Below are 25,767 nucleotides of genomic sequence, written 5' to 3'. Positions count from 1 at the left end.
CCCCTATCTCCCTAACTAACTCAAATCATACGCCACCGCCCCTGAAAAAAATATAAAATTAACTTAAAAGATGCATTTAGCTTCCTTAACGTCACTTAATCCGATATGCTTAAGCAAAATCACTGGAGGTGGTCATCATGCCAAGTACTTACAAGCATGTGTTAATTCCCGTCGATAGTTCTGCCCAAGCTGCCGCAGCGTTCAATGAAGCCGTGAATATTGCGCAACGGCACACCGCTACTTTAACCGCGTTGTATGTCGTTGATGACAGTGCTTATCATGCACCAGCACTTGATCCCGTTTTAAACGAGTTGCTAGATGCTGAAGCTAGTCACGCTAACGCTGACATGCGCGACCGCCAACGTTTCGTGGCCACCACGACGGTACCACAATTCAAAGCCGAGGTCGCTTACGGTAATCCCAAACGCACGATTGCTGATTATGCGAAGCAACATTCAGACATCGATTTAATCGTGCTGGGTGCCACCGGTAAAGATTCTCCGCATCGTGTGGCAGTTGGGTCTACGACGAGTTATGTGGTTGACCATGCACCTTGTAATGTGATTGTGATTCGATAATTAAGCTATAACGTTCATCAGCACCTAACTTGCCCACTAGTTAGGTGCTGATTTTTTATGTCATAATTTGTCGCTAACTTGTTAAACGCACTCATATTAATTTAGTAATAATGATATAATTATGACGTAACATAACTTAACTTTGGAGGCGCAAACAATGCGTAAATTATTTAAGCTTGCAGCGGTCGGGGTATTATCGCTGAGCATGGGTGTGGCAGCAATGCCAAGCAATACAATGAACGTGGCGGCTAAGACTAAGTCGGCCAAGTTGATCAGTAGTAAATCGATGAAGAAAACGGCTTACCATATCAATGGTGGCTATGTTTATTCCAGCGCTAAATTAACCAAGAAGAACCATAACGGTAAGAATTATCTAAGAACAACTTTTTATGCCACTAAGTCAGCTACTGTTAAAAAGACCAATGGTAAAAAAGCCGTTTATTACTATATCAAGAACAGTAAAGGCTCCGTTAAAGGCTGGGCTTGGCGTGGTAATTTGAGCAAGATCAATATGAAAGCCTTGAACCAACGGAAGTCTGATATTAAGAAGATGTTGGCTGCTATTCGGATGATGTCAGCTGACCATCAAGATTACGCGTTAAAGGACATTTCAAGCGTCAATACAACTAATACGTATGAAAGCGATGGGTTGTCTGCGGCTGTTTATGACATGCATTTTTATAGTGCAACTTTGCAAGATGCTAAGGCAATGTCAGCGGCTTATCAAATCTTCGCTGGTCGTTTTAATTCAGTTACTAATGCACAGTTGGCAGCTTTGAACAGTCGTTTGAACGATGTTATTCGCGCAAATGATGGTGATTTTTCTGACCCTATAGAAAATATGGCTCAAGCGTTATCTAATGCTATTGAAACGCTGAACTAAATACCTTAACTCAAAGGCGATGCCGTCATGACATCGCCTTTTTCTTAACCACTTACTTTGAAGAAAGTTCTATTGAAAAATCATCGGGGAATCGCACTACTTTTAACAATTGCAGCATTCGGCCTAGCGCTAATAACCAATAATCAAACCGCCAGCGCTAAAACTTACACCACCGTCCCAACCTCATTGCGAGGCACTTGGTACCATTACGATAGTGATTACGGGACTTACAACAAATTAAAAGCAACAAAATACCATTTCGATACTAAAGATGGTTTCACTGGCAGTTGGTATCGCATTTCCGGCGCTAAGTTTCCGAGCTATGCCATGGGACACTCACAATTAGTTGTGAAACAGACACCTAAAAACTATTATGTCGTTGCACGTTATGCCACTGATTCTTATCCTTATTGGAAAAAAAGTCTCCCACAAAGGCCATGCCGCATTACGAGCCGTGGTTCCTGACAATATGGAAAACGTTGGTAGTACCACCTATTGGTATAAAACTAAGAAGATTGCCAAACATCCTAGTATCACGTATCATTTCTCTAAGTTTAACGGTTACTACTATGACCACTACACACCGGCATATTTACAAGCCAACGCAGATCCGCAGAAGTTATATACCACGCCTGCAGGAGCCATCGCTAAAAAAAGGACCGTCAATCACCTACAGCAATATTTGTGAACTACTCGACCCTTAAAAGGCCGAGCTTCTAGGAACGCTGCAAACTTGCCGACAAATGCCTAAGCATTTCCAGTAGCGGTGACAGCTATTTACTAAGGCTTGTTCCAAGCCAGATTAGTTTGTTACGCATTCAAAATGTTAATAGATGCGTTAATATCTCGGTCATGTTGCGTACCACATACTGGACAATTCCATTCGCGAATATCTAGGGCATGTTTACCATCATCGTAACCACACGTAGAACATCGTTGACTAGTTTTATACGGATTTACAGTGATTAACTGTTTGCCGTACCAGTCACATTTATACTCCAACATGGCGCGTAGCTCACGCCACGCTTGATTAGCAATTGCTCGTGCTAATTTGTGATTGCTTAGTAGATTTTTGATTTTCAAATCTTCAATTTTGATCACATCATACTGTTTTACCAGCGCTGTGGTTAGTTGATGCAGGTAGTTATTTCGCTGGTTGGCGACCTTTTCACAGTACTTGGCAACCATATACTTGGCCTTGCGGTAATTAGCGAAGTCGCTTAACTCACGCGGTTCAATCACATTATTGTGTTTATCCCACGCAATTTCACGTTTGGCTTCTGCCCTGCGGCGTGCTAGGCGCTTTTCCCAGTAATGTTTCTTCCTGGATAAACACTTATCGAAACGCTTTGTGGCGTATTTAACCCCATCACTAATAATCATTAAGTTGGCCACGCCCATGTCGATACCGACTCCTCGGCTGGTTTTTGGCAGTAAGGTGACCTCGTTATCAACCAAAATTATGGCGTAAAATTTGCCAGTGGACGAAAGACGAACCGTAACGTTTTTGATTTTACCGTCAAGTTGTCGGCCACTCTTAAAACGCATGATTCCAATTTTAGGCAAACGAAGATGATGGGAACCGACCGCTTGTATATTTCCGTTAACGGCATTGCTTTGATAGCTTTGCTTTGGATATTTACGTGATTTAAAACGAGGAAATCCCACGTGTTCTTTAAATAATTTTTGATAGGCGTGGTGTAAATCACGACTAACTAATTGTAACGAAGTTGCCTCAGCTTGCTTTAAAAATGGATATTCTTGTTTTAAGGGTTTCAGCAGGTAATTCATGCCAAATGAATTGACGTAACTACCGCCGTTTTTATGGCGTTCTATCTGCATATTGAGCAATTGATTCCATACAAAACGGCCAGCACCAAAGTTACGCATAATTTGTAATTGTTGGTCTGCGTTTGGATAAATACGTGTTTTGATTGCTCGTAGAGTCATGCATTTCACCACCTCTTTCCAGTAGTATACCATGTGGACGTGAGCCCACAAACCAAGTCGATTCATCACTCCCTTAAAAGGGCATGTTTCTCGCTATTATTTAATAAAAGGGGAATGGTGGTGTAAATAGGGCTTACAATGAATATTAATAAGAGTCCCTCGAAAGGGGCCCAATTAGTAGCGTGAATGTACTCACTCCTAAGATCAGTCGGGTAGAAGTAGTTGATTTATATTTAAAACGGACGACCAACAAGGGGCCGTCCGTTTTAATAGTACACATTTGTAAAAGTATTATTGTATAAAGCTATTTAAATTGTCCATATATGGTACGACACAATCAATGGTCAATTTAGCTTCAATGTCGATTGAATCAACTGATAAATATTTTTCTAAATATTTATCTTCAGTTTGAGCAATTTCCAATTCAGGACCTACCATTTTTGATATGACGTCATATAAATAGCCTGGCTTATCCCATTCATCCCATTTGCCGAGCCCCATCTGGGTATCCAGATCCCCGCCAAATAAATAGGTGAGTTCGGTTTTTTTTAGGTCGTTCATATAGAATTCAAGAGATGAAAGCTCCTCAGGACCCAAACGATGCCGGTAATGATTGTAAATCTGCTCTGTTTGAGCTGCTTCCAACCAATCGTTAGGTGCCATTTTTGGATTCTTGTTAATTGCATAGATGAACGCAAGTCGAGCGGCAGTCGTGTCTCGTGTCATATCGTAAATAGACATAGCCTGGTCAGTTGACATCATTGCCGTTATAAAGCTTGTTACTCTTCCGTTTCCGTTTAAAAAGGATGATAAAGTGTCGACTGCTTCACTACCATTCAGCACAAGATTCCTGAGGTCTGAACTCTTTTTAACAACGGAAAAAGCTGTCCATGCATCGCCAGCAGCCATTTTTGGACTAAGCTTTTTGTAGTGATTAGCGGTCAGTCTTTTGTATTCTGCCTTCATATCTTTTGAAAATTTTAAGTTTCCTTGCATCACACGAGTCTGCGCATAGAGGCTTGCATTCGACTGTTTACCGACTGCCACTGCACTTTTGTTCCACGAATAAGTACCACCAGATAAAGAATCGTAAATATCACCGATAAATGGCTTATTACGCTTTTTAACGTAGAGGCGCTTTTTCGAAAGCTTATTTGTTGCTTTCGTAATGTTTGTTTTAGCCTTACTAGCATGCAATTGATTAACCAAATTTTTGGCGAATTTATAGTCTTTATCTTGTTGAGACTTTGGATAAACACGTAATAAGTAACTAGAATCTTTTGTAAAATCGACCCAACCTTTATTGGCTGTCGTCCACTTTTTCTTACCGGGCATTTTTTTCATATGTTTAACATAATAGAATTTATGATTGGTCTTGCCAATCTTTTTTGTAATATATTTGGATCCAATGACTTTCCATTGCTCTTTTGGTCTATTTTTACCGATGTATATATCCTCACCTATGTCAATTGCCTTGTTTAAGTTTTTCGAGGTGTACATTTTTCCACTGTACCAGCCATTCCATGGAAGATACACATAGTTTTTAACTGTTTTATAGTTTGTAATTGGCTTCAATGCAGAAGCACTGACGCTGGTATGGGTTGTAATAACCCCAATGCAGCCAATCGTGACTAATCCCGCGACAAATAAAGCCGATTTAAACTCTTTTTTCATATTTACTCCCTCCAATTTTCCTTATTATATTATAAAAAATGTTATAGATGCTGTCTATTTAACATTCATGGTTAAAACAACTATTTCTTGGGGCAAACGTCATTAATTTTAAGGGATTCATTTTCCAATAGCGATATATTATTGTAGGGGATAATATCTATGCTAATTCACTATTATGATAAAATTCTTTTATATAAATACCCGTTGTGCTAGTTGAAATGGGACAATTAAAGTACATAAAAAGCCTGGCAGGCTTACACTTTTAAGTATCCTAAACAAAGAAGTGTGAACGATGTCAAGCCAATATTATCTTACTCAACCTACAACTATCGTGCAAGCACCTTGGCAACCCTGGGTTGCGGTTGTAACGCCACTATATCAACGTTATGTTTCCTGCAAAATTCGGCAAAGAAAGAATGCTAATCATGCCAAAATATCAGATGTAACTATCATGGCTTTGATGTGTTGGCAGGTATCACTTGGTATCACTAATCAATGTGCTTTTTATCGTCTGTTAGTTGGGTTAGGGCTGACTGGTTTGCCGGAACGATCTCGTTTTAATCGACGGTGCACAGCTATGGGCTGTCTGCTCCAAACCCTGCGGGTTGGTTTAGTTAAACACTGTTTACCATCAGTGACTTACACCATCATAGATAGTTTTCCAATCCCATTATGCCAATCAATTCGTAATCATCGAGCCAAAGTTTTACGCTCACTTGCTGACATTGGCTATAATGCCACCAAGAAACAATGGTTCTATGGTTTAAAGGGACATTTTCAGGTCACCAATCAAGGCATTGTAGTGGCCTATTCAATTTCAGCTGCTTCAATTCATGATATTCGTTTAGTGCCAGAATTGATTGACCAATACGCTTGCTCACATGTTTTGGCCGATGTTGGCTACCTTAGTCAACCACTAAAAGATCAATTAAAGCAACGACACATTGATTTCTGGACACCCAAACGCCGTAACATGCCTCAATCACGACTGAATAGCACCTTATTGAAGCGCCAAAGGCGCATGATCGAAACTTTATTCTCTAAATGGCAGGTTTTATTTCAGGTTGAACATAATCGGGCCCGATGTCTGCGTGGCTTCAAAAGTCGATTAGAACAACTTTTATTCGTAGATACCTGGCAGCTAATTAACTAGCACAACGGGTATATAAATATAAATGGAAGAACCGTTGTGGCTAAAATAATTAATATCGATGGCGATCTTCGCTTTGGCGATAGTGTTTTACTAGCAATGGAGCTATCCAAGGCTCTTGCAAGTTCAGCCAAAAGTCCGAATCCGCTTAAGGTGCTAACTGTCGATGCAACAAAATACAACTTGATGGGCGCATATACCTATCGTAAATCTAACCTTGATAAAGATCGAACTGATTTAGCCCGTGTATTTGACTCAAAGAACAACGCATTTGGTTATGCTCAACTAGCTGCTCTAAATATTGATCAGGAAGAATTTGATGACGACTTGACTTGTATCAAGACGAGCATCATCTAACATTTTTGGAAGCTTTTAATACGCCAATTATCGATGAGCTTTTGCAATATTTATTAAATATTCAAGGTGAATTCGATTATATTGTGACTGCTGGAATCCCCACAACAATCTGCAATGCTGGAAAATTAGTTAGAAGAGAATTCTCCAAACTGATTACTACCTATATATGTGGATGTAATTTAGAAAATGACAAATATTGGCGCCCAAATATTACAAAGGCTCTAGGAGTCGTACCGTTACCAAAGGGGATGCGAAAATCATTATTGTAAATCAATTTGAAAAGAGCCTATTGCCGCAAAGTGTCTTAAACAAATTCATAAGTCTGGATTTGGCCGAATTCACAAATGCCAAGATGAACACATGGTCGCAATCATCAATGTTAATATTGACTTCTACTTTACCAATGGGTCCAAAAGAAAAGCCAAATCAAATGTTCTATTTTCATAATTACAGACAAATTTACGCTGTTGTAACAGAAATTATCGAGAAGTTATTATAAGTATGGAGCACCTAAAAGAGTCAGGATTATTGTTCTTCCAAAACAAAGGGAGCTGATATAAATACTAGAATTTCGATATACAAGGAGTCTTTTGTTATAAGGAAAAGCGGCATGCCGGCGGATTGAAGTTAAAATGATTAGAAAATGAAAGTATTTCCAACTAAAATATACGTGTTGTGCTAGTTAATTAACAAAATCTCATTTACACAAAAATAGCCTAAACAAGCTACACTTCAAGCATTCCAAGGCAAAGAGGTGTCTCCTATGTTAGGCCAATTAAATTCTAACCAACCTATCGTTAAATTACAATCCGGTCTCGCAAATTGGTTGGAAATTATCCAACCTTTGTACTTATCGTTTGTACCTAAAGCTATCCAACACCGGAGAAATGTCAATCAGGCCAAGGTTTCTGACGCTATGATCATCGCACTCATGTGTTGACAAGTTGAGCTAAAAATAACAACTCAGACACGTTTTTATCATTATCTTGTGAACAATATTTTCCCAATTGATAGATTTCCAGAACGGTCTCGATTCAATCGTTTGTGTCGTCAAGCTTGGATTTCCATTCAGTTTATTCGTGTTTGTCTAACTAAAACGTGTATGCCCAAAATTGGCTTTACCATTATCGATAGCTTACCAATGCCACTATGTAAACCTGTCCGTAATTTACGTGCTAAAGCCTTGAAGTCACAAGCAAATATTGGCTATAACACGACTAAAAAGATGAATTATTATGGTTTTAAGGGCAGTTTTGAAGTTGGTAATAATGGAATTGTTTTAGCCTATGTCATAACGAAAGCTTCACTACATGACATCAAAATAGTTGATACGTTAATGGATGAATATCCAAGTCCAAAAGTATTAGCCGATGTTGGCTATTTAAGCCAGGCACTCAAAGACGAACTAAAAAAGCGACTGATTTATTTATGGACACCGATTAGAAAAAACATGAAACAACCGGTAACAGACCAGCGACTAATGAATCGACTACGACGAAAAATTGAAACGACCTTCTCACAATTGAATGAATTATTTAATATCGAAGAATTTCATGTCTGGTCATCAACTGGATTTCAATCACGGTTGGAACAATGTCTTTTAGTGCGTAATCTTAGAATACTCGGAATTAACTAGCGCAACGCGTACGTACATTATTCAGAATAAAATACACGAAAAATTCGCAGTTAGATTTGACCATGGAACGTATCTTTGCTGACAAGTAAAAAAATCTCGTGTACCTAATTAGTAAAACCAGCGTTAACCAGAACGAATAGTTCAAAATCAAAAAGCACTACAATCCCTGTTAAATAAGGAATTGTAGTGCTTTTTGATTTACCATAATTACCCAAAACTACGGGTTCGATGACCCCATCCGGACTTGAACCGGAATCAACCGCTTAGGAGGCGGGTGCCCTATCCAGTTGTGCTATGGGGCCAAAAACCAATCCGTAAAATATCATCTCACGGATTGACTAATTTTTCAATTACGACTTATCAACTTGATTGTTAGATCGGTCGCGATTCTTCTTACGCATCCCTTTTTTCTTGGAATGCTTATTATGTCCTTTTTTCTTCTTCGGCCGAATTTCTGGCTTAACTGGTGTCCCAACCGGTTCTTGTCGTACCGTATCAGGATGGCCGATACCTTCAACGCGATGCCGGGCGCCAACTGCTTCGGTCCCACTACTTGGATGATCGAATGCTAAAGCTGGCTTGACCTTGGCTGGCTTAGTATCAACGATTTGATATCCGGCTAGATAGGCGGGTTTAACCTCATAATCCGTGGGTTTCATCATCTTCTTGAAGTCACGAATATCATGGTCATCACCCATCGTGATCACTAAACCTTTAGCACCCATCCGGCCAGTCCGACCACTGCGATGGATATAAGTCGTGACATCTTTAGGCAATTGGAAGTTGATGACAGCTGGCAATTCAGGTACATCTAAGCCCCGGGCCGCCAAATCAGTCGTCAATAACAATTCAACTTTACCTTGTCGGAACAAGCGCAACGCCTTTTCCCGGTCCACTTGGCGCTGATTACTCGTCAACGCGGCAAAGCTGACATGTTGGTGCCGTAATTCAACGACCACATGTTGGAGTTCTTGCATCTTATTGAAGAAGACTAACGCTCGTAAATGGTCGACACGGCTGATTCGCTTCAACAAATCAACGCGATGGCGATTACCGACTTCCATCGTGCGATGCCGAACTTCACCTTGCGTTTGGTCAATTGCGCGCACATCGATCTTTTCAACCTTTTGGCCGAACCAACGTGGTAATTCATCCAAAATCTTGGTTTCAGTCGCTGAGAAGAACCCTAATTGCAAGGTTTCCGCAAAGGTCGCATCTAAGATTTCACGAATTTGGTCCAACGTTTCATCCGTTAACAACTCATCGGCTTCATCGACGATCATTAACTGCAAATGACCGAGCTTTAACTTACCCGTGCCAATCAAGTTGGTCACCCGACCAGGTGTCCCCACGATAATTTCTGGATGCTTCTTCAGCTTTTCCATCTGCCGTTTAACATTGGCACCACCAGTCAACGCCAATACCTTAGCATCGATCAATTGGGCCCACTCACGGACCACACTGGTCGTTTGCATCGCTAATTCTTGTGATGGCGCTAAAATCAACGCTTGGGTCCCTTCACCGACGCGAATCATTTCTAACATCGGCCACGTAAACGCCAAAGTTTTCCCTGACCCGGTCGGGGCTAACCCCAACACGGAAGTGCCCGCTAACATGGGGGCTTCGACCGCCGTTTGAATTGGTGACGGTTGGGTAAAGCCTTGTGCGGCAAATTTTTCTTTAAATACGTCTAACATAGTTCCTCGTTTCTATTCAGCGGGCGTATCGCGTTCTGCATCTGAAAAGTACAGATGCGCCGATTGCCGTAAATTAAATAGTAGTTTATTAACATTGCGACTCAATTGACGCCAAGCTTGATAATCCTTAGCGTGACTAGCAGGATCATTGATGACTGCCGCAAAGTCACGGGCTTCAGCCAGCATGGGATTCTTATCTGGGGCGACGCCTAAGTTGTCAGTTTTGCCATCAGCACGATGATAGGTGACTTGTCCTAGTTCAGCGGCATTATCCATCACGATCGTGTCTTTCAAGCCATAAATTTCAGATGGCAAGTAAGAATTGCTCGACTTCCCGGTATTCAACGTCACGTTAAAACTTGGGTAACGTAAAATGGCCACCCCACTGTCATCGACTTTGGTGGGACCTAAAGTTGGATAGTAAGCCACATCATCGGGCATCCCAAACCAAGCGACCGCATCATAGGCCAAGTACACGCCTAAGTCTTGCAAGGCACCACCGGCAAACTTCAATGAAAAGACATTCGGTTCTTGCCCATCTAAGACGGCGTCATAACGTGATGAATACTTCATGTAAGTTAACGTCGCCCCTTGGATCCGGTCCATCGTACGTAACTTGGCTTGAATCAGTTTGAAGTTTTCTTCATGCACTTGCCGGGCAGCTTCAAAGTACAATACCCCCGGATGCGCCCGCAATAACTCATCTAACGCTTCAAATTCAGCTTGGTTAGCGACCGCTGGCTTTTCAACGATCACATGCTTACCATGTTCGATGGCTAACTTAGCTTGGCTAAAATGCACACTATTTGGTGAGGCGATATAAACCGCATCAAAGTGACCGTTACTAAAGAACTTATCTAAGTCATCAAAAGTCTCACTGACGCCATTTTGGCCCGCAAATTCATCAGCACGATCTAAACGGCGGGAATAAACAGACGTCAACGCCCATTCGCCAGATGCCTTAGCCGCATCAATAAATTGTTGGGTAATCCAATTTGTCCCAATAATACCTAATTTTAACATACTAAAAACAGCCTCCTACCACCTGTAACCGGTTTAATTTACCTATAATTACAGTTTACCAGTTTTGCGTCGAAAAGATGTCATCCATTACTTAAAAATGTCAATCGTTTAAAAGCTTTGCTAAGAAATCCATATTGCGTGACGGGGGCTTAGAAATAGTGGTATATTTTAACTGTAAACTTTAAGAAAGAAGGTTGATCCGGTGAAGCGACGTGGCGCCATTTTATTTGGCCTTTCATTACTGGCAGGACTCTCAAGCACATTATTACGCAAGCAACACTCGACCCAACAGACAAGTGGCGATCTGGCGGTCTTCTACGCGGGTACGTGGACGTATCGCGACGAAGAGCATCACCGTGATCACAAGTTAGAGATTGACCCGAATATGATTATTAAAATCGACGGTCGCGCGATGCCGGCCACGGTTGAATCAATCTCCACCAGTGAATTGGTTTTGCTCGATAAATACGGGTTCCACCTTGAAATTAAGGCTAACGAACAACGCCCGGTTTCGTTATTCGATGAAGCGGATAACCGTAATTACGTGATTTTATCACCCCATCAATTAGATGAAGCGGCCAGTAACTAAAATCCGTAAGTAAAATTAGCACCTAATCTGAAGCGTTTCAGATTAGGTGCTAATTTTTTATTACTGCAGGCCTTTGGCAATGACTTTTTGAAAGGCCGTCTCATCACCATTAAAGATCAAACCAGTGAACTCTTGACTCGTCCCATTTTGCCGATACAAAGCCCGATTAGAATAGTGCATAAACATGACCCGGTTAGCGCGATGGTGCGTGTTCGTGGTATCTAGCCACAACGGCGTCTTTTTAATGACCGGCTTAACGACCTTTTTGGCTAACGTCGGGGTCGTCCAAATCACACAGCTACGATTATATTGGGTCGTTAACCGCAATACCAGCGCGCGTAATTGCTTTTGCGCCCGCGCAACATCTAGTGTATCCGCCGTATAATTGCCATAATATTGCACTTGAATGGCGATTGGTAAGTTACCAATATTATCATTAACAGTCTTTTCAAAATATGCCGCCTGGGCCTGCGCCGAAGTCGAGAAGCTAAAAACATGATAGACCCCAACCCCGAGACTCGTGCCGAGGACCCGCGAATAATTACTTGAAAAGTTGTCATCGGTATAACTTGCCCCTTGCGTCGCTTTTAAGTACACAAACTTCAAGCCATCTTTTTGAAGGCCGTCAAAGTCTAAATAACCGTCATTTTGACTCACTGCCACGCCCCGGACATTAAACCCGCGGACCACCGCCGTGCGTCGCATATGTAACCATTGCAGACCACCCCAGCCCAACAGGGCGATCACGGCTAGAATCAGCACTAAGCTGAGCCGATGTCGCCACCGTGCACCCCGAGTCCGGGCATAAACTGGTTTAAGATGTTGCTGCGCCATTTAATCAATCCCATCTGCCAAACCGGCGTTAAATCTCCGTTCGTGTCTGACTAATCGCTTCACGAACGCGACTTAAGCTCTGCGCCATTTGTAAATTACCATGCACCGCGGTCATCAAGAATAAGCTGTCAATAATGCTCATCTGCGCAATTAGTGACGTCAAGCCTTCTGAACGGTAGTTGATTTCTTCAGCGACCGAAATAAACGCCACGGCACTGCCTTTCGCCAACGGTGAATTGCCAAAACTCGTTAGCGCAATCACGGGCACTTGATGTTCTGCTAAGGTACTTAAAATTTGTAAGGTTTGTTGATTACGTCCCGTATGTGAGATCACCACGGCGACGTCTTTAGCCGTCATTTGGGCAGCTTGCATCAGCTGCATATCATAATCGGCATTATGCGCACATGGAATACCGGTGCGGACGAACTTATGATACCCATCTAAAGCGGCGACCGCAGAACCACCTAAACCGTAAAAACCAATCGTTCGGGCTTTTAATAACAAGTGTGTGGCTTGTTTTAAGTCGGCTTCCGTCATCACTTGGCTCGTTTGATCCAGTGAGCTCCGAATACTGGCAAAGGTCGATTCGGCGATGCCTTTAAAAGTCGTTTGCTTTTCCACATCTTGAAAGACGTCTGCTTTGCTTTGTTCTAATGGTTCGGCCGCCGTTAACTCACGCGAAAAGTCGCGAAAACTACTAAAGCTAATCCGCTTAACGAACCGCGATACGGTCGCTGTCGAAACGCCCACGGCCGCCGCTAAATCTGAAATTGATTGGGCCGCCGTTTTAACGGGGTCCTTAATAATGTAATCGGCAATCTTGCGATCAGTATTACTCAAATTCGGGTAATATGAGCGAATCAAGGTCAACACGCGATTACGATGCGTCTTTTGTGTGGCCACGTCGGCTCACCTCCATGACCAAATTTTACCACAGTTTACCAATTTGCCCTAAACCACGCTAAGTTGCACCACGCGTGCTTTGCTTGTACACTAAATGCATGATTCGATTCACGGAAAGGAAGCTTTATCCATGCAAGCAATGCTCGGTGTCGATATCGGCACGACTAGCACGAAAGTCGTCTTATACGACCAAAATGGTCAAGTCATCGCCAGTGCCAACCACGGCTACCCCCTCTATCAAACAACCCCCGGAATGGCTGAAGAAGCCCCCGCTGAGATTTATCAAGCAATGGTCCAAGGCCTGACGGAAGTCACCGCCAAGCAGCCACAACTACCCATTGGTGGTATCAGTTTTTCCGCCGCAATGCACAGCTTGATTTTACTCGCAGCTGACGGACAACCCCTAACGCGGATGTACACCTGGGCCGACAACCGCGCTAAAGCCGCCGCTGACCAACTGCGCACACGATCCGATGCATTGACGCTCTATCAACATACTGGCACCCCACTGCATCCGATGACGCCGTTAGCCAAATTAGTCTGGCTGGAACAAACCCAACCAGCGCTAAAACACGCCGCCCGTTGGGTCGTTGATATTAAAAGCTACTTAATTTATCGGCTGACTGGCCAACTTGTGATGGATTATTCGATTGCCAATGCGACGGGACTTTTCAATATGCAGACTTTTGACTGGGATCCCTTAGCTTTACAACTCGCAGCTATCAAGGCTGACCAATTGCCAGCCTTAGTGGATACCACTGCTCAAGTCACTGGCTTAGCAGCCGACCTCGCGGCACAATGGCACTTAACACCGACCACCCCTTTGATCGTAGGGGCCAGTGATGGCTGCCTCTCAAATCTGGGGCTCAACGCCTTACAACCAGGCGTTGCCGCTTTAACGATCGGCACATCTGGGGCGGTGCGCGTTGTCAGTGACCACCCCCAATTAGATGCAAATGGCCGCCTATTTTGTTACTACTTAGCCCCCAACCGCTGGGTCATTGGTGGTCCCGTGAACAACGGGGGTAACGTGTTGGCTTGGGTTCGCCAACAATTGTTCGGCCATGATGCCGCCGTCCCGTCGCTAGCCAAGTTAAGTGACCTCGTTAGTCAAGTTCCAGCAGGTAGTCACGGGCTGCTCATGCAACCGTACTTAAATGGCGAACGGGCCCCGCTTTGGAACGCGGACGCGCGTGGGGCCTTTTTCGGGTTAACCGCCCAAACGACCCGTGCTGAAATGACCCGTGCGGCGCTAGAAGGTATCACCTTTAACTTGGTCCATGTCGCCAAACTCGTCCAAAACTTAACCGGACCATTTACGAGTTTACAAGCTACCGGTGGCTTTGCCAACTCAGCTCCGTGGCAACAACTAATCGCCGATAGCTTTGCCACGCCGGTGACGATTCCCAATAGTTTTGAAAGTTCTTGTTTAGGTGCAGCCATTCTCGGCTGGGTCAGCCTAGGTGAGTTAGCCAATATTGAGGCCGCCAGCACGTTAGTTGGCGCTGAACAAACCATCGTCCCTGATCCAGCCACAGTGGCAACTTACCAGCAACTCTATCTGCTCTATCAACAGCTACAACAAGTGTCACAACCATTATGCCAACAACTAGCGCGTTTTAAATAAAGTCCGTTAAACAGCTGACGTCCCATTTAAGGGGCGTCAGTTTTTTATAACCAAGTGGTCGTCAACTCAACGTCAAATGGCCGCGTCATCGCCACTTCTGCCGCTAATAATTGTTGTGAAATGCCAAGTTGGGCCAATAACCATAGCCGTAATAGCCCCTTTAAAATCAACTGAAACCGATACTTTTCATTCAGGGTCGTTAGCCCTTTTAAGCCTGTAATGGCTAACGAACTGTGCGCCGAAATATTACGCGCATCCCGAATCAAATCCAACAGCTGATTCGTCGTTTGGACAACCGGTAACGCCCGTAAGGCTTGTTGGACGTACGGTTGTTGACAATGCTGCAAGAAGATTCGCACCTTACGCCGATAGTAGACTTCTTTATGATGCGCCTTACCACTGGCATAAAATTCGTCGAAGACGACATTTAAACAGCCACAAACCGTTTGGACTTCGCGATTAAAGTCCAATACGGGCCGGGCTGGATTCAAAGCCGTCGCTAGCGGAATCAGCTTATCATAATGGGTCAACCAGTTTTGCAGTGACTGGGCCATGGCGCGTAGCCAAGCATCATCACGGGGCACCGCTAGCTTGGCGAACTGATAATCATGCCCTTCAAAGTGCCGCATGGCCCGGGGTTCAAAGATCACCACGGGCGTCGCTGTATCTTTGAGTTGCCAAATAACTTGCGTCACCGCTTCAGCCTGTCCACTAACGATGCTAAACCAATCCTCGACTTGGCGGGCCAGTAACGATAATTCACTGAGTCGATTACCCGTTTGCGGCAACTGGATGCCTAGCTTGTATTGCACCGCAAAGCCACTAAACTGTGCCCCTAACGCAGTTGTGGCCGCTTGCACTGGCTGCATCGCCGTTAACAATTGATACCGGCGCCCAGCTACCGTAAAGTGAAACAAATCTGCCGGTGTTAGCGCTGAGCAGTGTTGGTGCCGCGAGACACTACCTACTGCTGGTTGTAGCCAAGTCGTCAAGTTGCTCAAGCTAAGTTGCATCGCCGTCACGCGACTTGCCGCCGTGATGTGGGCACCAAGCGCCATCCCTAAGACGCCATATTTGACCACCAGTTGTGTTTGTTGGGCCGTTAAGGTTTGTTGCTGTTGTTGCCGATAAACCCCACTCAAACTGATTTTCACCGGTAAATACGTCGTCTGACCATCTGGTTGTTCTAATAAGACAGTACCTTCCCCATACAAATACGTTTCTTGATGTTGATTCAATGTCAAATCATCACTATAAATCAGTAGTGTCATTTGGTCCGGTTGGTAATGTAGCGTGCCACTATAACCTAATGTTTGACTGGTAAATCCCCATTTACCAACGATTTCAAACGTCATCGTTTCATCGAGTACCCGATAATCTTCGCCCTGCATACGTCTCGCCCCTAACTCTAACTTGGTCAAGAAAAAACGACCGACCAGTTTGGTCAGCCGCTGTCATTATGAAGATACAGTTAATAAAATCGTGTCATCGCAGTCATCATGTCCAAAGACCCCTTGAATTGGTAAATCTGGACTGACCTTTAAGGCCGAATTCGTCACGTAGACGGTGTCTTTAGTGACCGCTTTATAAGGTGTCTTGTAACGTAATTTTAAGCCTTTAACGTCAACCGTTTTAATCGAGTTGACCCGGTTAGCGGGGTTCATTACCGAAACACTCCCTGGATTGTTATGCGCTAACCCCAAGGCATGGCCCAGTTCATGTTCAGCTACTTTAACCCGTTCGGCTTTATTGTATTTAAATTTTTGAAATGATGCCCGGTTGACCATCACTTTGTTACTAATGATCCGGCCACTTGCGGTATATTTCGTTTGCTTCATCCCAATATAAACGACCCCTTGGGCGGAGCTATCGGCATAAGATGTTAAGACCGTCTTGGAACTACCTTTAACGGCGTTCCATTTAAAGCCTTTCTTTTGCCAATTCTTAGTGGCTTGACGCCAGACATCTTGATAGTACGCTGAGGTGGAGTTATCACGATAGTTGGCGGTGGTTTTGGCATACCGCCACGGGGCAATCGGCGTCGTTGTAGCCGTTGCGGCTTGACTAGGTTGTGCCGCCATCAACCACAGACCGCCAGTGACGAGACTAATTAACGCGAGTTGTTGGCTAACTTTCATGGTAAGGGCCTCCTTGAATTATTTTCTTAACTGGTTACAATCAAAAAGATAGTCGCGGATGGAACTTCCCTTGCGCGCACAAGATTAGTTAACGTTATTGTTGGTTGAAATGTTTAACCTTAATGTCGGCGTTCCCCATTAACGACGCGACTACTAAGGTTAACTAATTTCAACGTAAATTCATCATACGATATTTCTCGTGATGATGCTACCAATATGCAACCGATTACAACTTGAACACCATTAGTGCCATCCATCCGTTTAAACTTATCTACGCAGATTATAAACCCGGATGCCTTGCTAATGCCAACATTTACGTTTATAACTTTTCCAATCATATAATTAGTTATCAAAAAAAGACGCCAGCATTGGCTTGCTGACGCCACTTTAACATCGCTATTATTTAAGCTTAGTATAACTGAATCGACCCTGAATGGGCACGTCCATGAATGTTAACCTGCGCCGTCGTGCCAACCGTACCGGTTTGGTAACCATCCGCAATCCGGTCTTTCACGGCCCGCTTAGGTGCGATGACTCGACTACTATGTGATTCGAGTTCATAGGTATAACTCGCATCCGCGGGGGTCGCCAACTTGATGGCACCACTGTGCGCATTCAAATTAATATCACCCGTCAGCCGTTGAAAGGCTAAGCGAATCGCACCCGAATGGGCATTCCAACTGCCACCACCGACCAAGCCAGTCCCTTGGATACTGCCGCTGGTCGCATTAACGGTAAATTGCCCAGCCGTCACGCTTGCCAAACGAATCCGGCCACTCCGGACCAGCATACCGAACTGATCGGCAACTTGAATTCGACTAAGTTTCAAGCTTCCTGATTTAAGATCCGCACTTAATGCTTGGGCCTTTAAATCAGCTAAGTCACAATTGCCACTTGCCACTTGTAAATTGACGATGCCAAGCTGGGTTAAACCTGCCAGTAAGACGGTCCCAGACTGACTTTGGACCGTTAAGTTACCGGCAAAGTCCGCTGGCACATGGATTTGTACGTGGACCCGGAGTGGGATTAAAAAGGGCACTTTCCCTTGGGCAACTTGTAACCGCGGGCCCTGTTGGGTGATCTGCGCATAATACGCGGAATTATTCGGTTGTAAATACTCACGGACGATAATTTCATCACTGCCACCAACTGTTGGTAAAATTTTAACGCGGGCTGAGCGATAACTAATCGCTAAATCTTGAACATCAGCCACTGCAAACCGTTGTTCATTTGCTAATCGCAAACTATCTTGATATTCGCCCGCTAAATTCATGGGTTGCGCGGGGCCACCCCAATCCGGTTGGGTTGCCGGTTGACCATTGAAGCTAATGCCATCATCATTCATGACTAGCTTACCTAATTTTAGCCCATCAGCATCTGCTTTAATGGCGCCATTGCCAATCGAGACCCCGTCAGCATCGGCTTTAAAGGTCCGACCTTCATTTAGTGAAACCCCGTCACGATCAATTTTAAGGGTCTTACCATCATCGATCTGCACACCGTCATCATTCATCGTCATCCGATGTTGATGGAACGCTTCCGTCGTCCCATTATCGGCATTAACCTGGGCGATCACCGCGTTAATATCGCCGAAATCACTAAAAGCTTCCGCCACGGCAGCTTCAGGTGTCGCACCAGCTTGGGCCTTATCATTGGCCGCTTCATTTAAATCAGTCGCCAGCTCCGTCTTTAATTCGGCTAAAGCCGGCGTCATTGGTTGGTTTTTAAAATACGTGTTGAGTCGCATTGCCACTAATTGTTCAATCTTTTCAGACATTATCGTCAATCCTTCCTAATATCAAATCATCGATGACGTTTTTCGCAAACTGCCATTCTGTAATGTTATGTGCCAAGGTTCGTTTTCCTTGCGCCGTAATCTGATAATACTTCCGGCGGCCACCCTGGGTTTCATTGCCCCAGTAACTTGTGATGTCGCCATTTTTTTCTAAGCGTCGAAATACTGTATACAAGGTGGCTTCATTAATGTCATACGCCGCGTGGCTGAGCACCTTAATGGTTTTAGCAATCGCGTAACCATAACTATCGCCTTGATTCAAAATATTCAAGACAATTGTTGTTGTATGCCCGCGAATGGTTTCTTTTGAGATTTCGGGTTGCATATCAATCACCTTTCAACAACTACTTTGTGTCACATAGTAATTTTCAGTAGCACTAATGTAACACCAATTACTGTGTGTGTCAAAGTAATTGGTGTTAAAAAAGTCACTGACTTTTTTTGTCAGTGACTTTAGATAACTTTTTTTATTAAACTATTGTATGTCGTTTTTGGTGACGTGAAGCTAGTTTGGGACTTATTTTTATTGAAGTATATGTGCACGCGTTGATATTTTGCTTGCCGAAACGTGCTCGCTCACACTCTAAAAGTGTGTCTGATCAATCGCCAATTGCATCGTCTGCGTAAACCGCTTATCCAAGGCTTCTTTAGGCATCGTGAAGAAACCGCCTAACTCTTGGACGATGAAACCAAATAAAGCAGAACGATACAACGTGTTTTCAACTCGCGCGGTGTCGTCTAGTTGTAATGGCTTGAATAAGTCTTGATACAATTTGACTAACATCTTCCGCGTCTTGGGGATATCGAGATTTTCATTCATATCTAACAACACCGGTGCTAAGCCCCGATGCCGTTCACAAGCGCGCCGTAATTCTTGGGCGAACACCATTAAAGCTTCGTCACCCTTTAGATCAGTTAACTTTTCAGTTAATCGATCTGAGACGCCTTGGACGAATTGAATACCCACTTGGTCGAGTAAATCACTCAAACTATCAACGTAGTTATAAATCGACTGTGGTCGCACATCTAAGACGAGCGCTAAATCCCGAATCGTGAGACCATTGATACCTTTTGATTCAATTAATTGGTTAGCCGTTGCTAACACTTTTGCTTGGGTTAACGTTCTTCTTTTAACCATTGCTAATCCCCCATTTTAAAGTTAATTCGTTAATCATTATACCGCATTTTTATAATTTTTATTGTGTTCTATCAATCAAACAGTTTAAATTTTTAGGAAAAAGTTTTATAATACTACTAAACTGATTATAACAGTTTACTTTTTTAAGGACAAATGGGGGCATCTTTCATGGTAGATACAAATGGTAAACGTTATAGCCAACTGTGGCTGACGATTACCTTAATACTTGGGACCTTTAGTACCGCGCTAACCACCAATATGTTAGTCACGGCCTATCCCACGTTAATGACGAAATTTTCCATCTCTAGTGCGACCGTACAATGGCTCACCACGGGCTCGTTACTCGTGATGGGGATTATGATTCCGGTCAGCGCTTGGTTACTGAACAACTTTAGCTTGCGGCTGATCTACACTTCGGCACTAAGTTGCTTTTTGTTCGGCTTGATTATTAGTTATACCGCTAATAGTTTTCAGCTAATTCTACTAGGTCGATTAGTTCAAGCACTCGGGATTGGGATTACCTTTCCAACGATCCAAACGGTGTTACTCGTCATCTATCCACCAGAAAAACGGGGCGCGATGATGGGCTTAGGTGGCATCGTCATCGGGTTAGCACCCGCTTTGGGCCCAACCGTTTCTGGCTTGATCTTAGATAACGCCAGCTGGCGTGACCTCTTTGGCATGATGATTCCACCAGTTGCCATTTTACTAGTTTTAGCCATTTTTACCGTCCGGCCCGTTATTCCGTTGAAGAAAAGCGCCATCGACGGTTGGGCAATTTGCCTATCAACGATTGGGTTTGGTAGCTTACTTTACGGCTTTTCTTCAGTCGGTAAATACGGCTGGGGGTCTAGCATCGTTATCATCAGCATCATTATTGGTTTAATCTTTATTGCCCTCTTCGTTCATCGTGAATGGCCACAAGCCGAACCACTACTCAATATTCGCTTGCTGAAGATCCCATCATTTACGATTGCGTCAATGATCACCGCGCTCGCTAACACGGCGATGATCGGGATTCAAGTGGTCTTACCAATGTATCTGCAAGATGTTCGCGGGTTAACCCCATTGCAATCAGGCTTAACAATTTTACCAGGTGCCTTGTTATATGGAGTCATCAGTCTCATCAGTGGGAATGCTTACGACCGCATCGGTGGTCGGCGCTTAGCGTTAATGGGAACCTTCCTCTTAACACTGGGAACCCTACCGTTTGCGATGCTGACGCAACATACGCCTTACAGTTATATCATTATGGAATACGTCGTCTTAATGAGCGGGGTCGCCTTAGTGGCCATGCCGTTGACCGCCGCTAGTTCCGTTGATTTACGTGGGATTCAACTCAGTCATGGAACGGCCATTAACAGCACCATGCGGCAGATCATGACCTCAATGGGAACCGCCGTTTTAGGGAGCGTCTTGACCAATATCACGAGTCAAACAAAACCAGCTAAAGCCTTGTTACACAGCGCCCCACTTGCTTATCGGAGTCAAACTTACGCTGCCGCAATGCATGGGTTTCACGCTGCTTTCCTCGTTGCAACTGCTATGGGGATCATCGGCTTGATCTTTGCTTGCTTCGTTAAAAAAACACCGAAAGCAGGTGACGTCCAATGATTTTAATTATCTTAACGGTAGGCCTAATCATCTTTATTGCTGGCTTTTTAATTGGTCACAGTGAACGCCAACGACTCATGGTTGGTAGTATCGGGTTGATCTTGTTAGTTTTTGCCGCCGTCCTCATGATCGGCAATGATACTTGGCATTGGGGCATGCACGTCCAAACCAAGACGACGACAACCAAGTTGACCTCAAGTGTCAAAAACGATTACGTTAACTTACTCCTATACGAACCAGTCAAACAATCCAATACTGAAAAAGTCTACGTTTACCGGGCGAAAGCGGCGACTAAGCGGCAACATACCGCCATCAGTATCAAAACAACTAATCGCGTTCACACGACAACAAGTCGCCAAGCTAAACTGACTACAACCACGAAACGGTGGGCTTATAACAATCAGACTTGGCGTTGGCTCTATGCTGATACTGGTAGCCACACGACTTTGATCAGTACGCACAATACGTTCACGGTGCCTAAGACCTGGGCGACATTAAGTGTGAGTCAGGCTAAATGGCTTGAAAAACAAGCTAAAACCGTTCAAAAAACGGCCACCGCAACTGTCACCAAGGCCGTTACGGCTAAAGTCAAAGCTGCTAAAACCGCTGATCCAAGTTTGACAAGTGCGCAAGTTGCAAAATTAACAAAACAAGTTCAAGCTGCTGCGACTAAACAAGCCACCCAGCAAGAACCTGCAATGATTAAAAAATTGATTGCCGAAGCTAAACAACAATCGATTCACTAACCAAATTTCTAGCACTACCAATTTTTTTGGTAGTGCTATTTTTATTGTTATATCAGCGTTAATCGTCACTTTACCACTGATGACAAAATTAATTACAGCGCTTTCACTTGACTTATACCCCCTTAACCAGTTAATTTAGAGTACATACCCGGTTAAAAATGCATGAGAGACCGCTGGAATTAATTCAAGGGGGCACTAACATGGCTTACAAAACCATTAATCCATATACGAATGAAACTTTAAAAACTTATGAGAACACAACTGACGCAGAACTTGAAACCGCTTTAGCAACCGGTCATCACCGTTACCAAGCTTGGCGGCAGGATGCACCGGCTACGCGCCAAGCAACTTTACACAAAATCGCCGTTTTAATGCGCACTGAAAAGCATGCCTTAGCAACCATTTTAACGACTGAAATGGGCAAGCTCATCGGTGAAGCAGAAGCCGAAGTCGACTTATGTGCTGATATTGCCGACTACTTTGCCGAACACGGCGCAGACATGCTCCAGCCCACCCCACTAGCCACTAGTGCAGGCAAGGCCTATTACGCTAAGCAAGCCGTTGGTATCTTAGTGATGGTCGAACCGTGGAACTTTCCATACTATCAAATCATGCGGGTCTTTGCCCCCAACTATGTGGTTGGGAATCCGATGATTTTAAAGCATGCCTCTAACACCCCTAGTTCGGCGGCCGCTTTTGCCGATGTCGTGAAACGCGCTGGTGCACCAGCCGGGAGTTTAACTAACTTATTCATTAGTTATGACCAGGTGAGTGCCGCAATTGCTGATAAACGGGTCGCTGGGGTGGCGTTAACCGGTTCTGAACGTGGTGGCGCGGCCGTGGCCAAAGAAGCTGGTGTCAACTTAAAGAAATCCACAATGGAACTTGGTGGCAATGACGCCTTCATCATTTTAGACGATGCTGACTGGGACCTAGTCAAAGCCGTGGCACCACAAGCACGGTTGTTCAATAACGGCCAAGTTTGCTCAGCTTCTAAACGTTTTATCGTCATGGCTGACCACTACGATGACTTTTTAGCCTACTTAAAATCTGAATTTGCTAAGGTCAAACCTGGCGATCCACTCGATCCAGCAACGACCTTAGCCCCAATGAACTCCAAACGGGCTAAACAAAAGCTCCAAAAACAAGTCGATGCCGCTGTGGCTGCGGGGGCCAAAGTTTATGCGGGCAATCAACCGATCGACTTACCTGGTCAATTCTTCCAACCAACGATTTTGACTGACATTACGCCAGCTAACCCGGCCTTCGATGAAGAAATGTTTGGCCCCGTAGCCGCAGTCTACAAAGTCAACACCGAGGCCGAAGCCATCGCCTTAGCAAACAATTCAAGCTACGGTTTAGGTAGTACCGTCTTTTCAAGTGACCCGGCCCACGCTGACCGCGTTGCCCAACAACTCGAAGCTGGGATGACCACGATCAACCGGGCTTGGATCACTGCCCCAGAATTACCATTTGGTGGGGTTAAACATTCTGGCTATGGCCGTGAATTGTATCAACTTGGCTTAAATGCCTTTGTTAATGAACACTTGATTATTAATGCAACTGAAAACTAATTAGGGTTAAAAAGCGTCAAAGTTAAGCAAATTATCACTTAACTTTGACGCTTTTTCTTTACGCTTTAGCGCGACTCATCACCATCGCTAACCCAATATATAGCAACGAAACCACTGCCAAGACTAAGAACATCCCTTGATAACTCACCAACTCAACGACGCTACCTAACACAACGGCGCCCAGTCCCATCCCTAAGTCATATGAATTCAAGAACATTCCAGTCGCCGTATCGCGATTTTCAATCGTGGTGACTTTAAAAATCCATGCTTGTAACGTTGGATAAATTGCCCCGTCGGCAACCCCATAAAAGACCCCCGCCAAGAGCAACAACCAATTGTGGTTGACCCAAGCAATCAGTAACATTCCTAACGTCAATAGCACGGTACTCAACAATAGAATCAACCGCGGACCGCGCCGGTCAAACGTATGACCGACAATTGGCCGAATGACTACCCCAGCAATCGCGGCCACAAAAAAGAAGCCTGAAATCGCACTTAAATGCCGGACTTGCGCATAAATCGGGGTAAACGTCATCACGCCACTCATTAACACGCCTAGAATAAACACTAAACTACATTGCGGCAAGAATTTTAGATCAAACACGGGCGCTTTGGTTGCCGTCTTAACCGTTTCATGGCGATGTGGCGTTGTCCCTAAAATCGTGACCATTGAGGCCGCTAACACCCCGATACAGGTCATAAAAAAGGCGGTAAACCCGTACTGATGCACAACCGCCAATGCCAGTAATGGTGCCAATGATGCCGTGACCATCGTCCCAATACCAAAATACCCCATGCCCTCACCGATCTTTTGATGGGGTAATTCATCGGCCGCCGAAGTGGCAAAGTAAGTCGTGGTAATCCCATGTCCCAACCCATTGAACAAACGCAGTAAGACCAATAACCCAAAACTTCCTAACAACGGATAGCCAATCGAGGCTACCAAGTAAAGCAAAATCCCAACCACGAGTAGGACCTTTTTACTAAATTTACCAGAGAACCATGGCACAAATAGCCGCGTTACTAAGGCCGCAAACATAATCGCGCCTACAAAGATCCCGATTTGTGATGGCGTTAAGCCGAGTTTTTTCCCGTATAACGGTAAGACAGGGACTTGCATGTTATACACCATAAAGAGTAGTGCATTACCGATTAGGATCAAAATAAAGTTACGATTCCAATATGACGTGTTTGCCATCAAAAATTCCTCCTGAAAAGACCAAAAAACGGCCAGATAAGATTAAGGGTTCTAATCTTATCTGGCCGCAGCCCTCCGATACTCAGGTGAGTACCTTATCTAACTTTCAAGTCTTCCGATATTCATATTATTTATTAATCACTAGTTTAGCGTAAGCCGTAGTTAAAAATCAAGTTTAATTGTCATCATGATGATTTAGCAATCTCCAAATTTTTTAAATGCTGTAACCAAGTTTGGATCAGGCCATCTGATAAAAACCTGTAAAATAGCCCGTCATCAAACCGATTGCGTCGCCAGGCATGCACTAGTAACGCTAGCGTCACCTGCACATCGAAATCAGCAACAACTGCTTTTGCTATCTTATCATAATCAAGTGATAACTGATGTGCCCTAATCACGTCATCATAATGAGTCAAGTTTAATTCTGGATGAGTCATTACGACTTCATCTATCGCATCCCATAGCTCACAAATGACTAATGGTGTCGGCATCCCAAACGTAGCAGGTACCGCATGTGTGAGTGTACTTGTTACTGAACCAAGTGCATTATTAGTCACAAACTGTGTCAATCGTTCATACATAACATCATCTCATTTCAAAAAAATAAAGTTGCCAGAAAAATACTCCTGACAACTTTATTTACGTCAACGATCTGACATTTC

General features: G+C 44.1%; 25 protein-coding genes, 1 tRNA gene and 1 pseudogene. 13 read left to right on the top strand and 14 right to left on the bottom strand.

Features of this window, described 5'->3' with window-relative positions; genetic code table 11:
* Positions 1–137 precede the first annotated feature (137 nt).
* The 4 genes from FFM75_RS06145 (at position 138) to FFM75_RS06130 (ending at position 2,149) form a co-directional block, all read left to right on the top strand.
* Complete coding sequence (locus tag FFM75_RS06145; RefSeq protein WP_137628312.1) at positions 138–578, top strand: universal stress protein; 441 nt, start codon at positions 138–140, stop codon at positions 576–578.
* 157 nt (positions 579–735) lie between these two features.
* Positions 736–1,461, top strand: a complete 726-nt coding sequence (locus FFM75_RS06140) for a hypothetical protein (protein WP_137628311.1) — start codon at positions 736–738, stop codon at positions 1,459–1,461.
* Positions 1,462–1,533: 72 nt separating this feature from the next.
* The gene (locus tag FFM75_RS06135) at positions 1,534–1,926 is read left to right on the top strand and encodes a hypothetical protein (RefSeq protein WP_137628310.1); all 393 of its coding nucleotides are present in this window, start codon (positions 1,534–1,536) and stop codon (positions 1,924–1,926) included.
* A 4-nt stretch (positions 1,927–1,930) separates the two neighbouring features.
* A complete protein-coding gene (locus tag FFM75_RS06130; protein ID WP_137628309.1) occupies positions 1,931–2,149 on the top strand; it encodes a hypothetical protein in 219 nt (72 codons plus the stop codon).
* A 122-nt stretch (positions 2,150–2,271) separates the two neighbouring features.
* Here FFM75_RS06130 and FFM75_RS06125 read toward each other — a convergent pair whose 3' ends face one another.
* Both FFM75_RS06125 and FFM75_RS06120 read right to left on the bottom strand, forming a co-directional pair.
* On the bottom strand, positions 2,272–3,411 hold the full coding sequence (locus tag FFM75_RS06125) for an RNA-guided endonuclease TnpB family protein (protein ID WP_137628308.1): 1,140 nt from the start codon (positions 3,409–3,411) through the stop codon (positions 2,272–2,274).
* 291 nt (positions 3,412–3,702) lie between these two features.
* Positions 3,703–5,085 (bottom strand): hypothetical protein, encoded by a 1,383-nt coding sequence (locus FFM75_RS06120; protein ID WP_137628307.1) that lies wholly within the window; start codon positions 5,083–5,085, stop codon positions 3,703–3,705.
* Positions 5,086–5,377: 292 nt separating this feature from the next.
* Between FFM75_RS06120 and FFM75_RS06115 the strand changes: the two genes are divergently transcribed.
* The 4 genes and pseudogenes from FFM75_RS06115 to FFM75_RS06100 all read left to right on the top strand — a co-directional run bounded on the left by FFM75_RS06115 (position 5,378) and on the right by FFM75_RS06100 (position 8,228).
* Positions 5,378–6,238, top strand: coding sequence for an IS982 family transposase (locus FFM75_RS06115; RefSeq protein ID WP_042521211.1), 861 nt, complete (start codon positions 5,378–5,380; stop codon positions 6,236–6,238).
* A 36-nt stretch (positions 6,239–6,274) separates the two neighbouring features.
* Complete coding sequence (locus FFM75_RS06110; RefSeq protein WP_137628306.1) at positions 6,275–6,592, top strand: hypothetical protein; 318 nt, start codon at positions 6,275–6,277, stop codon at positions 6,590–6,592.
* Positions 6,568–6,861 (top strand): hypothetical protein, encoded by a 294-nt coding sequence (locus FFM75_RS06105; RefSeq protein ID WP_137628305.1) that lies wholly within the window; start codon positions 6,568–6,570, stop codon positions 6,859–6,861. Before FFM75_RS06110 ends, FFM75_RS06105 begins: the two co-directional genes overlap by 25 nt.
* 494 nt (positions 6,862–7,355) lie before the next feature.
* A pseudogene (locus tag FFM75_RS06100) lies at positions 7,356–8,228 on the top strand (IS982 family transposase).
* 229 nt (positions 8,229–8,457) lie between these two features.
* Here FFM75_RS06100 and FFM75_RS06095 read toward each other — a convergent pair.
* From FFM75_RS06095 to FFM75_RS06085, 3 genes are all read right to left on the bottom strand, one after another.
* Positions 8,458–8,530 (bottom strand) — tRNA-Arg (locus FFM75_RS06095).
* Between the two features lie 48 nt (positions 8,531–8,578).
* Positions 8,579–9,925 carry a DEAD/DEAH box helicase gene (locus FFM75_RS06090; protein WP_137628304.1) on the bottom strand — a complete coding sequence of 449 codons (1,347 nt, stop codon included), beginning with the start codon at positions 9,923–9,925 and terminating at the stop codon, positions 8,579–8,581.
* A gap of 12 nt (positions 9,926–9,937) precedes the next feature.
* Positions 9,938–10,948 (bottom strand): Gfo/Idh/MocA family protein, encoded by a 1,011-nt coding sequence (locus tag FFM75_RS06085; RefSeq protein WP_137628303.1) that lies wholly within the window; start codon positions 10,946–10,948, stop codon positions 9,938–9,940.
* A gap of 202 nt (positions 10,949–11,150) precedes the next feature.
* Between FFM75_RS06085 and FFM75_RS06080 the strand changes: the two genes are divergently transcribed.
* The gene (locus FFM75_RS06080; RefSeq protein WP_137628302.1) at positions 11,151–11,537 is read left to right on the top strand and encodes a DUF4828 domain-containing protein; all 387 of its coding nucleotides are present in this window, start codon (positions 11,151–11,153) and stop codon (positions 11,535–11,537) included.
* Between the two features lie 60 nt (positions 11,538–11,597).
* Here the strand turns inward: FFM75_RS06080 and FFM75_RS06075 are convergent, their stop codons facing one another.
* Positions 11,598–12,371 (bottom strand): GH25 family lysozyme, encoded by a 774-nt coding sequence (locus FFM75_RS06075; RefSeq protein WP_137628301.1) that lies wholly within the window; start codon positions 12,369–12,371, stop codon positions 11,598–11,600.
* Positions 12,372–12,399: 28 nt separating this feature from the next.
* Complete coding sequence (locus FFM75_RS06070; RefSeq protein WP_137628300.1) at positions 12,400–13,275, bottom strand: MurR/RpiR family transcriptional regulator; 876 nt, start codon at positions 13,273–13,275, stop codon at positions 12,400–12,402.
* Between the two features lie 130 nt (positions 13,276–13,405).
* Here FFM75_RS06070 and FFM75_RS06065 point away from each other — a divergent pair, with 130 nt between their 5' ends.
* The gene (locus FFM75_RS06065) at positions 13,406–14,902 is read left to right on the top strand and encodes a gluconokinase (RefSeq protein ID WP_171001434.1); all 1,497 of its coding nucleotides are present in this window, start codon (positions 13,406–13,408) and stop codon (positions 14,900–14,902) included.
* 44 nt (positions 14,903–14,946) lie between these two features.
* Here the strand turns inward: FFM75_RS06065 and FFM75_RS06060 are convergent, their stop codons facing one another.
* From FFM75_RS06060 to FFM75_RS06040, 5 genes are all read right to left on the bottom strand, one after another.
* Positions 14,947–16,293 (bottom strand): hypothetical protein, encoded by a 1,347-nt coding sequence (locus tag FFM75_RS06060; RefSeq protein WP_137628298.1) that lies wholly within the window; start codon positions 16,291–16,293, stop codon positions 14,947–14,949.
* Between the two features lie 66 nt (positions 16,294–16,359).
* Positions 16,360–17,040, bottom strand: a complete 681-nt coding sequence (locus FFM75_RS06055) for a matrixin family metalloprotease (protein ID WP_137628297.1) — start codon at positions 17,038–17,040, stop codon at positions 16,360–16,362.
* A 409-nt stretch (positions 17,041–17,449) separates the two neighbouring features.
* Positions 17,450–18,817, bottom strand: coding sequence for a DUF4097 family beta strand repeat-containing protein (locus tag FFM75_RS06050; RefSeq protein ID WP_137628296.1), 1,368 nt, complete (start codon positions 18,815–18,817; stop codon positions 17,450–17,452).
* Complete coding sequence (locus FFM75_RS06045; protein WP_137628295.1) at positions 18,810–19,160, bottom strand: PadR family transcriptional regulator; 351 nt, start codon at positions 19,158–19,160, stop codon at positions 18,810–18,812. The genes FFM75_RS06050 and FFM75_RS06045 overlap by 8 nt, the downstream gene beginning before the upstream one ends.
* A 258-nt stretch (positions 19,161–19,418) precedes the next feature.
* Positions 19,419–19,973 carry a TetR/AcrR family transcriptional regulator gene (locus tag FFM75_RS06040; RefSeq protein ID WP_137628294.1) on the bottom strand — a complete coding sequence of 185 codons (555 nt, stop codon included), beginning with the start codon at positions 19,971–19,973 and terminating at the stop codon, positions 19,419–19,421.
* A gap of 168 nt (positions 19,974–20,141) precedes the next feature.
* Between FFM75_RS06040 and FFM75_RS06035 the strand changes: the two genes are divergently transcribed.
* The 3 genes from FFM75_RS06035 to FFM75_RS06025 all read left to right on the top strand — a co-directional run bounded on the left by FFM75_RS06035 (position 20,142) and on the right by FFM75_RS06025 (position 23,907).
* Positions 20,142–21,587, top strand: coding sequence for an MDR family MFS transporter (locus tag FFM75_RS06035; RefSeq protein ID WP_379831575.1), 1,446 nt, complete (start codon positions 20,142–20,144; stop codon positions 21,585–21,587).
* A complete protein-coding gene (locus FFM75_RS06030; protein ID WP_137628292.1) occupies positions 21,584–22,333 on the top strand; it encodes a DUF4811 domain-containing protein in 750 nt (249 codons plus the stop codon). Before FFM75_RS06035 ends, FFM75_RS06030 begins: the two co-directional genes overlap by 4 nt.
* A 200-nt stretch (positions 22,334–22,533) precedes the next feature.
* Positions 22,534–23,907 carry an NAD-dependent succinate-semialdehyde dehydrogenase gene (locus FFM75_RS06025; protein ID WP_137628291.1) on the top strand — a complete coding sequence of 458 codons (1,374 nt, stop codon included), beginning with the start codon at positions 22,534–22,536 and terminating at the stop codon, positions 23,905–23,907.
* A gap of 58 nt (positions 23,908–23,965) precedes the next feature.
* Here the strand turns inward: FFM75_RS06025 and FFM75_RS06020 are convergent, their stop codons facing one another.
* Entirely contained in the window at positions 23,966–25,105 is a 1,140-nt protein-coding gene (locus FFM75_RS06020; RefSeq protein WP_137628290.1) for an MFS transporter, read from the bottom strand.
* A 185-nt stretch (positions 25,106–25,290) separates the two neighbouring features.
* Positions 25,291–25,686, bottom strand: a complete 396-nt coding sequence (locus FFM75_RS06015; RefSeq protein WP_137628289.1) for a hypothetical protein — start codon at positions 25,684–25,686, stop codon at positions 25,291–25,293.
* Positions 25,687–25,767 lie beyond the last annotated feature (81 nt).

The organism is Lactiplantibacillus daowaiensis, assembly GCF_005405085.1.
In the GTDB taxonomy this organism is placed as follows: Bacteria; Bacillota; Bacilli; order Lactobacillales; family Lactobacillaceae; genus Lactiplantibacillus; species Lactiplantibacillus daowaiensis.
This window is presented reverse-complemented; position numbering and strand designations above follow the sequence as displayed.

Excerpts from the sequence above, each read along its gene's own strand:
- FFM75_RS06085 (WP_137628303.1), bottom strand. The coding sequence starts at position 10,948 with ATGTTAAAATTAGGTATTATTGGGACAAATTGGATTACCCAACAATTT.
- FFM75_RS06055 (WP_137628297.1), bottom strand. The coding sequence starts at position 17,040 with ATGAAAGTTAGCCAACAACTCGCGTTAATTAGTCTCGTCACTGGCGGT.
- FFM75_RS06020 (WP_137628290.1), bottom strand. The coding sequence starts at position 25,105 with ATGGCAAACACGTCATATTGGAATCGTAACTTTATTTTGATCCTAATC.
- FFM75_RS06065 (WP_171001434.1), top strand. The coding sequence starts at position 13,406 with ATGCAAGCAATGCTCGGTGTCGATATCGGCACGACTAGCACGAAAGTC.
- FFM75_RS06050 (WP_137628296.1), bottom strand. The coding sequence starts at position 18,817 with ATGTCTGAAAAGATTGAACAATTAGTGGCAATGCGACTCAACACGTAT.
- FFM75_RS06030 (WP_137628292.1), top strand. The coding sequence starts at position 21,584 with ATGATTTTAATTATCTTAACGGTAGGCCTAATCATCTTTATTGCTGGC.
- FFM75_RS06035 (WP_379831575.1), top strand. The coding sequence starts at position 20,142 with ATGGTAGATACAAATGGTAAACGTTATAGCCAACTGTGGCTGACGATT.
- FFM75_RS06015 (WP_137628289.1), bottom strand. The coding sequence starts at position 25,686 with ATGTATGAACGATTGACACAGTTTGTGACTAATAATGCACTTGGTTCA.
- FFM75_RS06115 (WP_042521211.1), top strand. The coding sequence starts at position 5,378 with ATGTCAAGCCAATATTATCTTACTCAACCTACAACTATCGTGCAAGCA.
- FFM75_RS06075 (WP_137628301.1), bottom strand. The coding sequence starts at position 12,371 with ATGGCGCAGCAACATCTTAAACCAGTTTATGCCCGGACTCGGGGTGCA.
- FFM75_RS06120 (WP_137628307.1), bottom strand. The coding sequence starts at position 5,085 with ATGAAAAAAGAGTTTAAATCGGCTTTATTTGTCGCGGGATTAGTCACG.
- FFM75_RS06140 (WP_137628311.1), top strand. The coding sequence starts at position 736 with ATGCGTAAATTATTTAAGCTTGCAGCGGTCGGGGTATTATCGCTGAGC.
- FFM75_RS06125 (WP_137628308.1), bottom strand. The coding sequence starts at position 3,411 with ATGACTCTACGAGCAATCAAAACACGTATTTATCCAAACGCAGACCAA.
- FFM75_RS06045 (WP_137628295.1), bottom strand. The coding sequence starts at position 19,160 with ATGCAACCCGAAATCTCAAAAGAAACCATTCGCGGGCATACAACAACA.
- FFM75_RS06040 (WP_137628294.1), bottom strand. The coding sequence starts at position 19,973 with ATGGTTAAAAGAAGAACGTTAACCCAAGCAAAAGTGTTAGCAACGGCT.
- FFM75_RS06060 (WP_137628298.1), bottom strand. The coding sequence starts at position 16,293 with ATGCAGGGCGAAGATTATCGGGTACTCGATGAAACGATGACGTTTGAA.
- FFM75_RS06090 (WP_137628304.1), bottom strand. The coding sequence starts at position 9,925 with ATGTTAGACGTATTTAAAGAAAAATTTGCCGCACAAGGCTTTACCCAA.
- FFM75_RS06025 (WP_137628291.1), top strand. The coding sequence starts at position 22,534 with ATGGCTTACAAAACCATTAATCCATATACGAATGAAACTTTAAAAACT.
- FFM75_RS06130 (WP_137628309.1), top strand. The coding sequence starts at position 1,931 with ATGGAAAACGTTGGTAGTACCACCTATTGGTATAAAACTAAGAAGATT.
- FFM75_RS06145 (WP_137628312.1), top strand. The coding sequence starts at position 138 with ATGCCAAGTACTTACAAGCATGTGTTAATTCCCGTCGATAGTTCTGCC.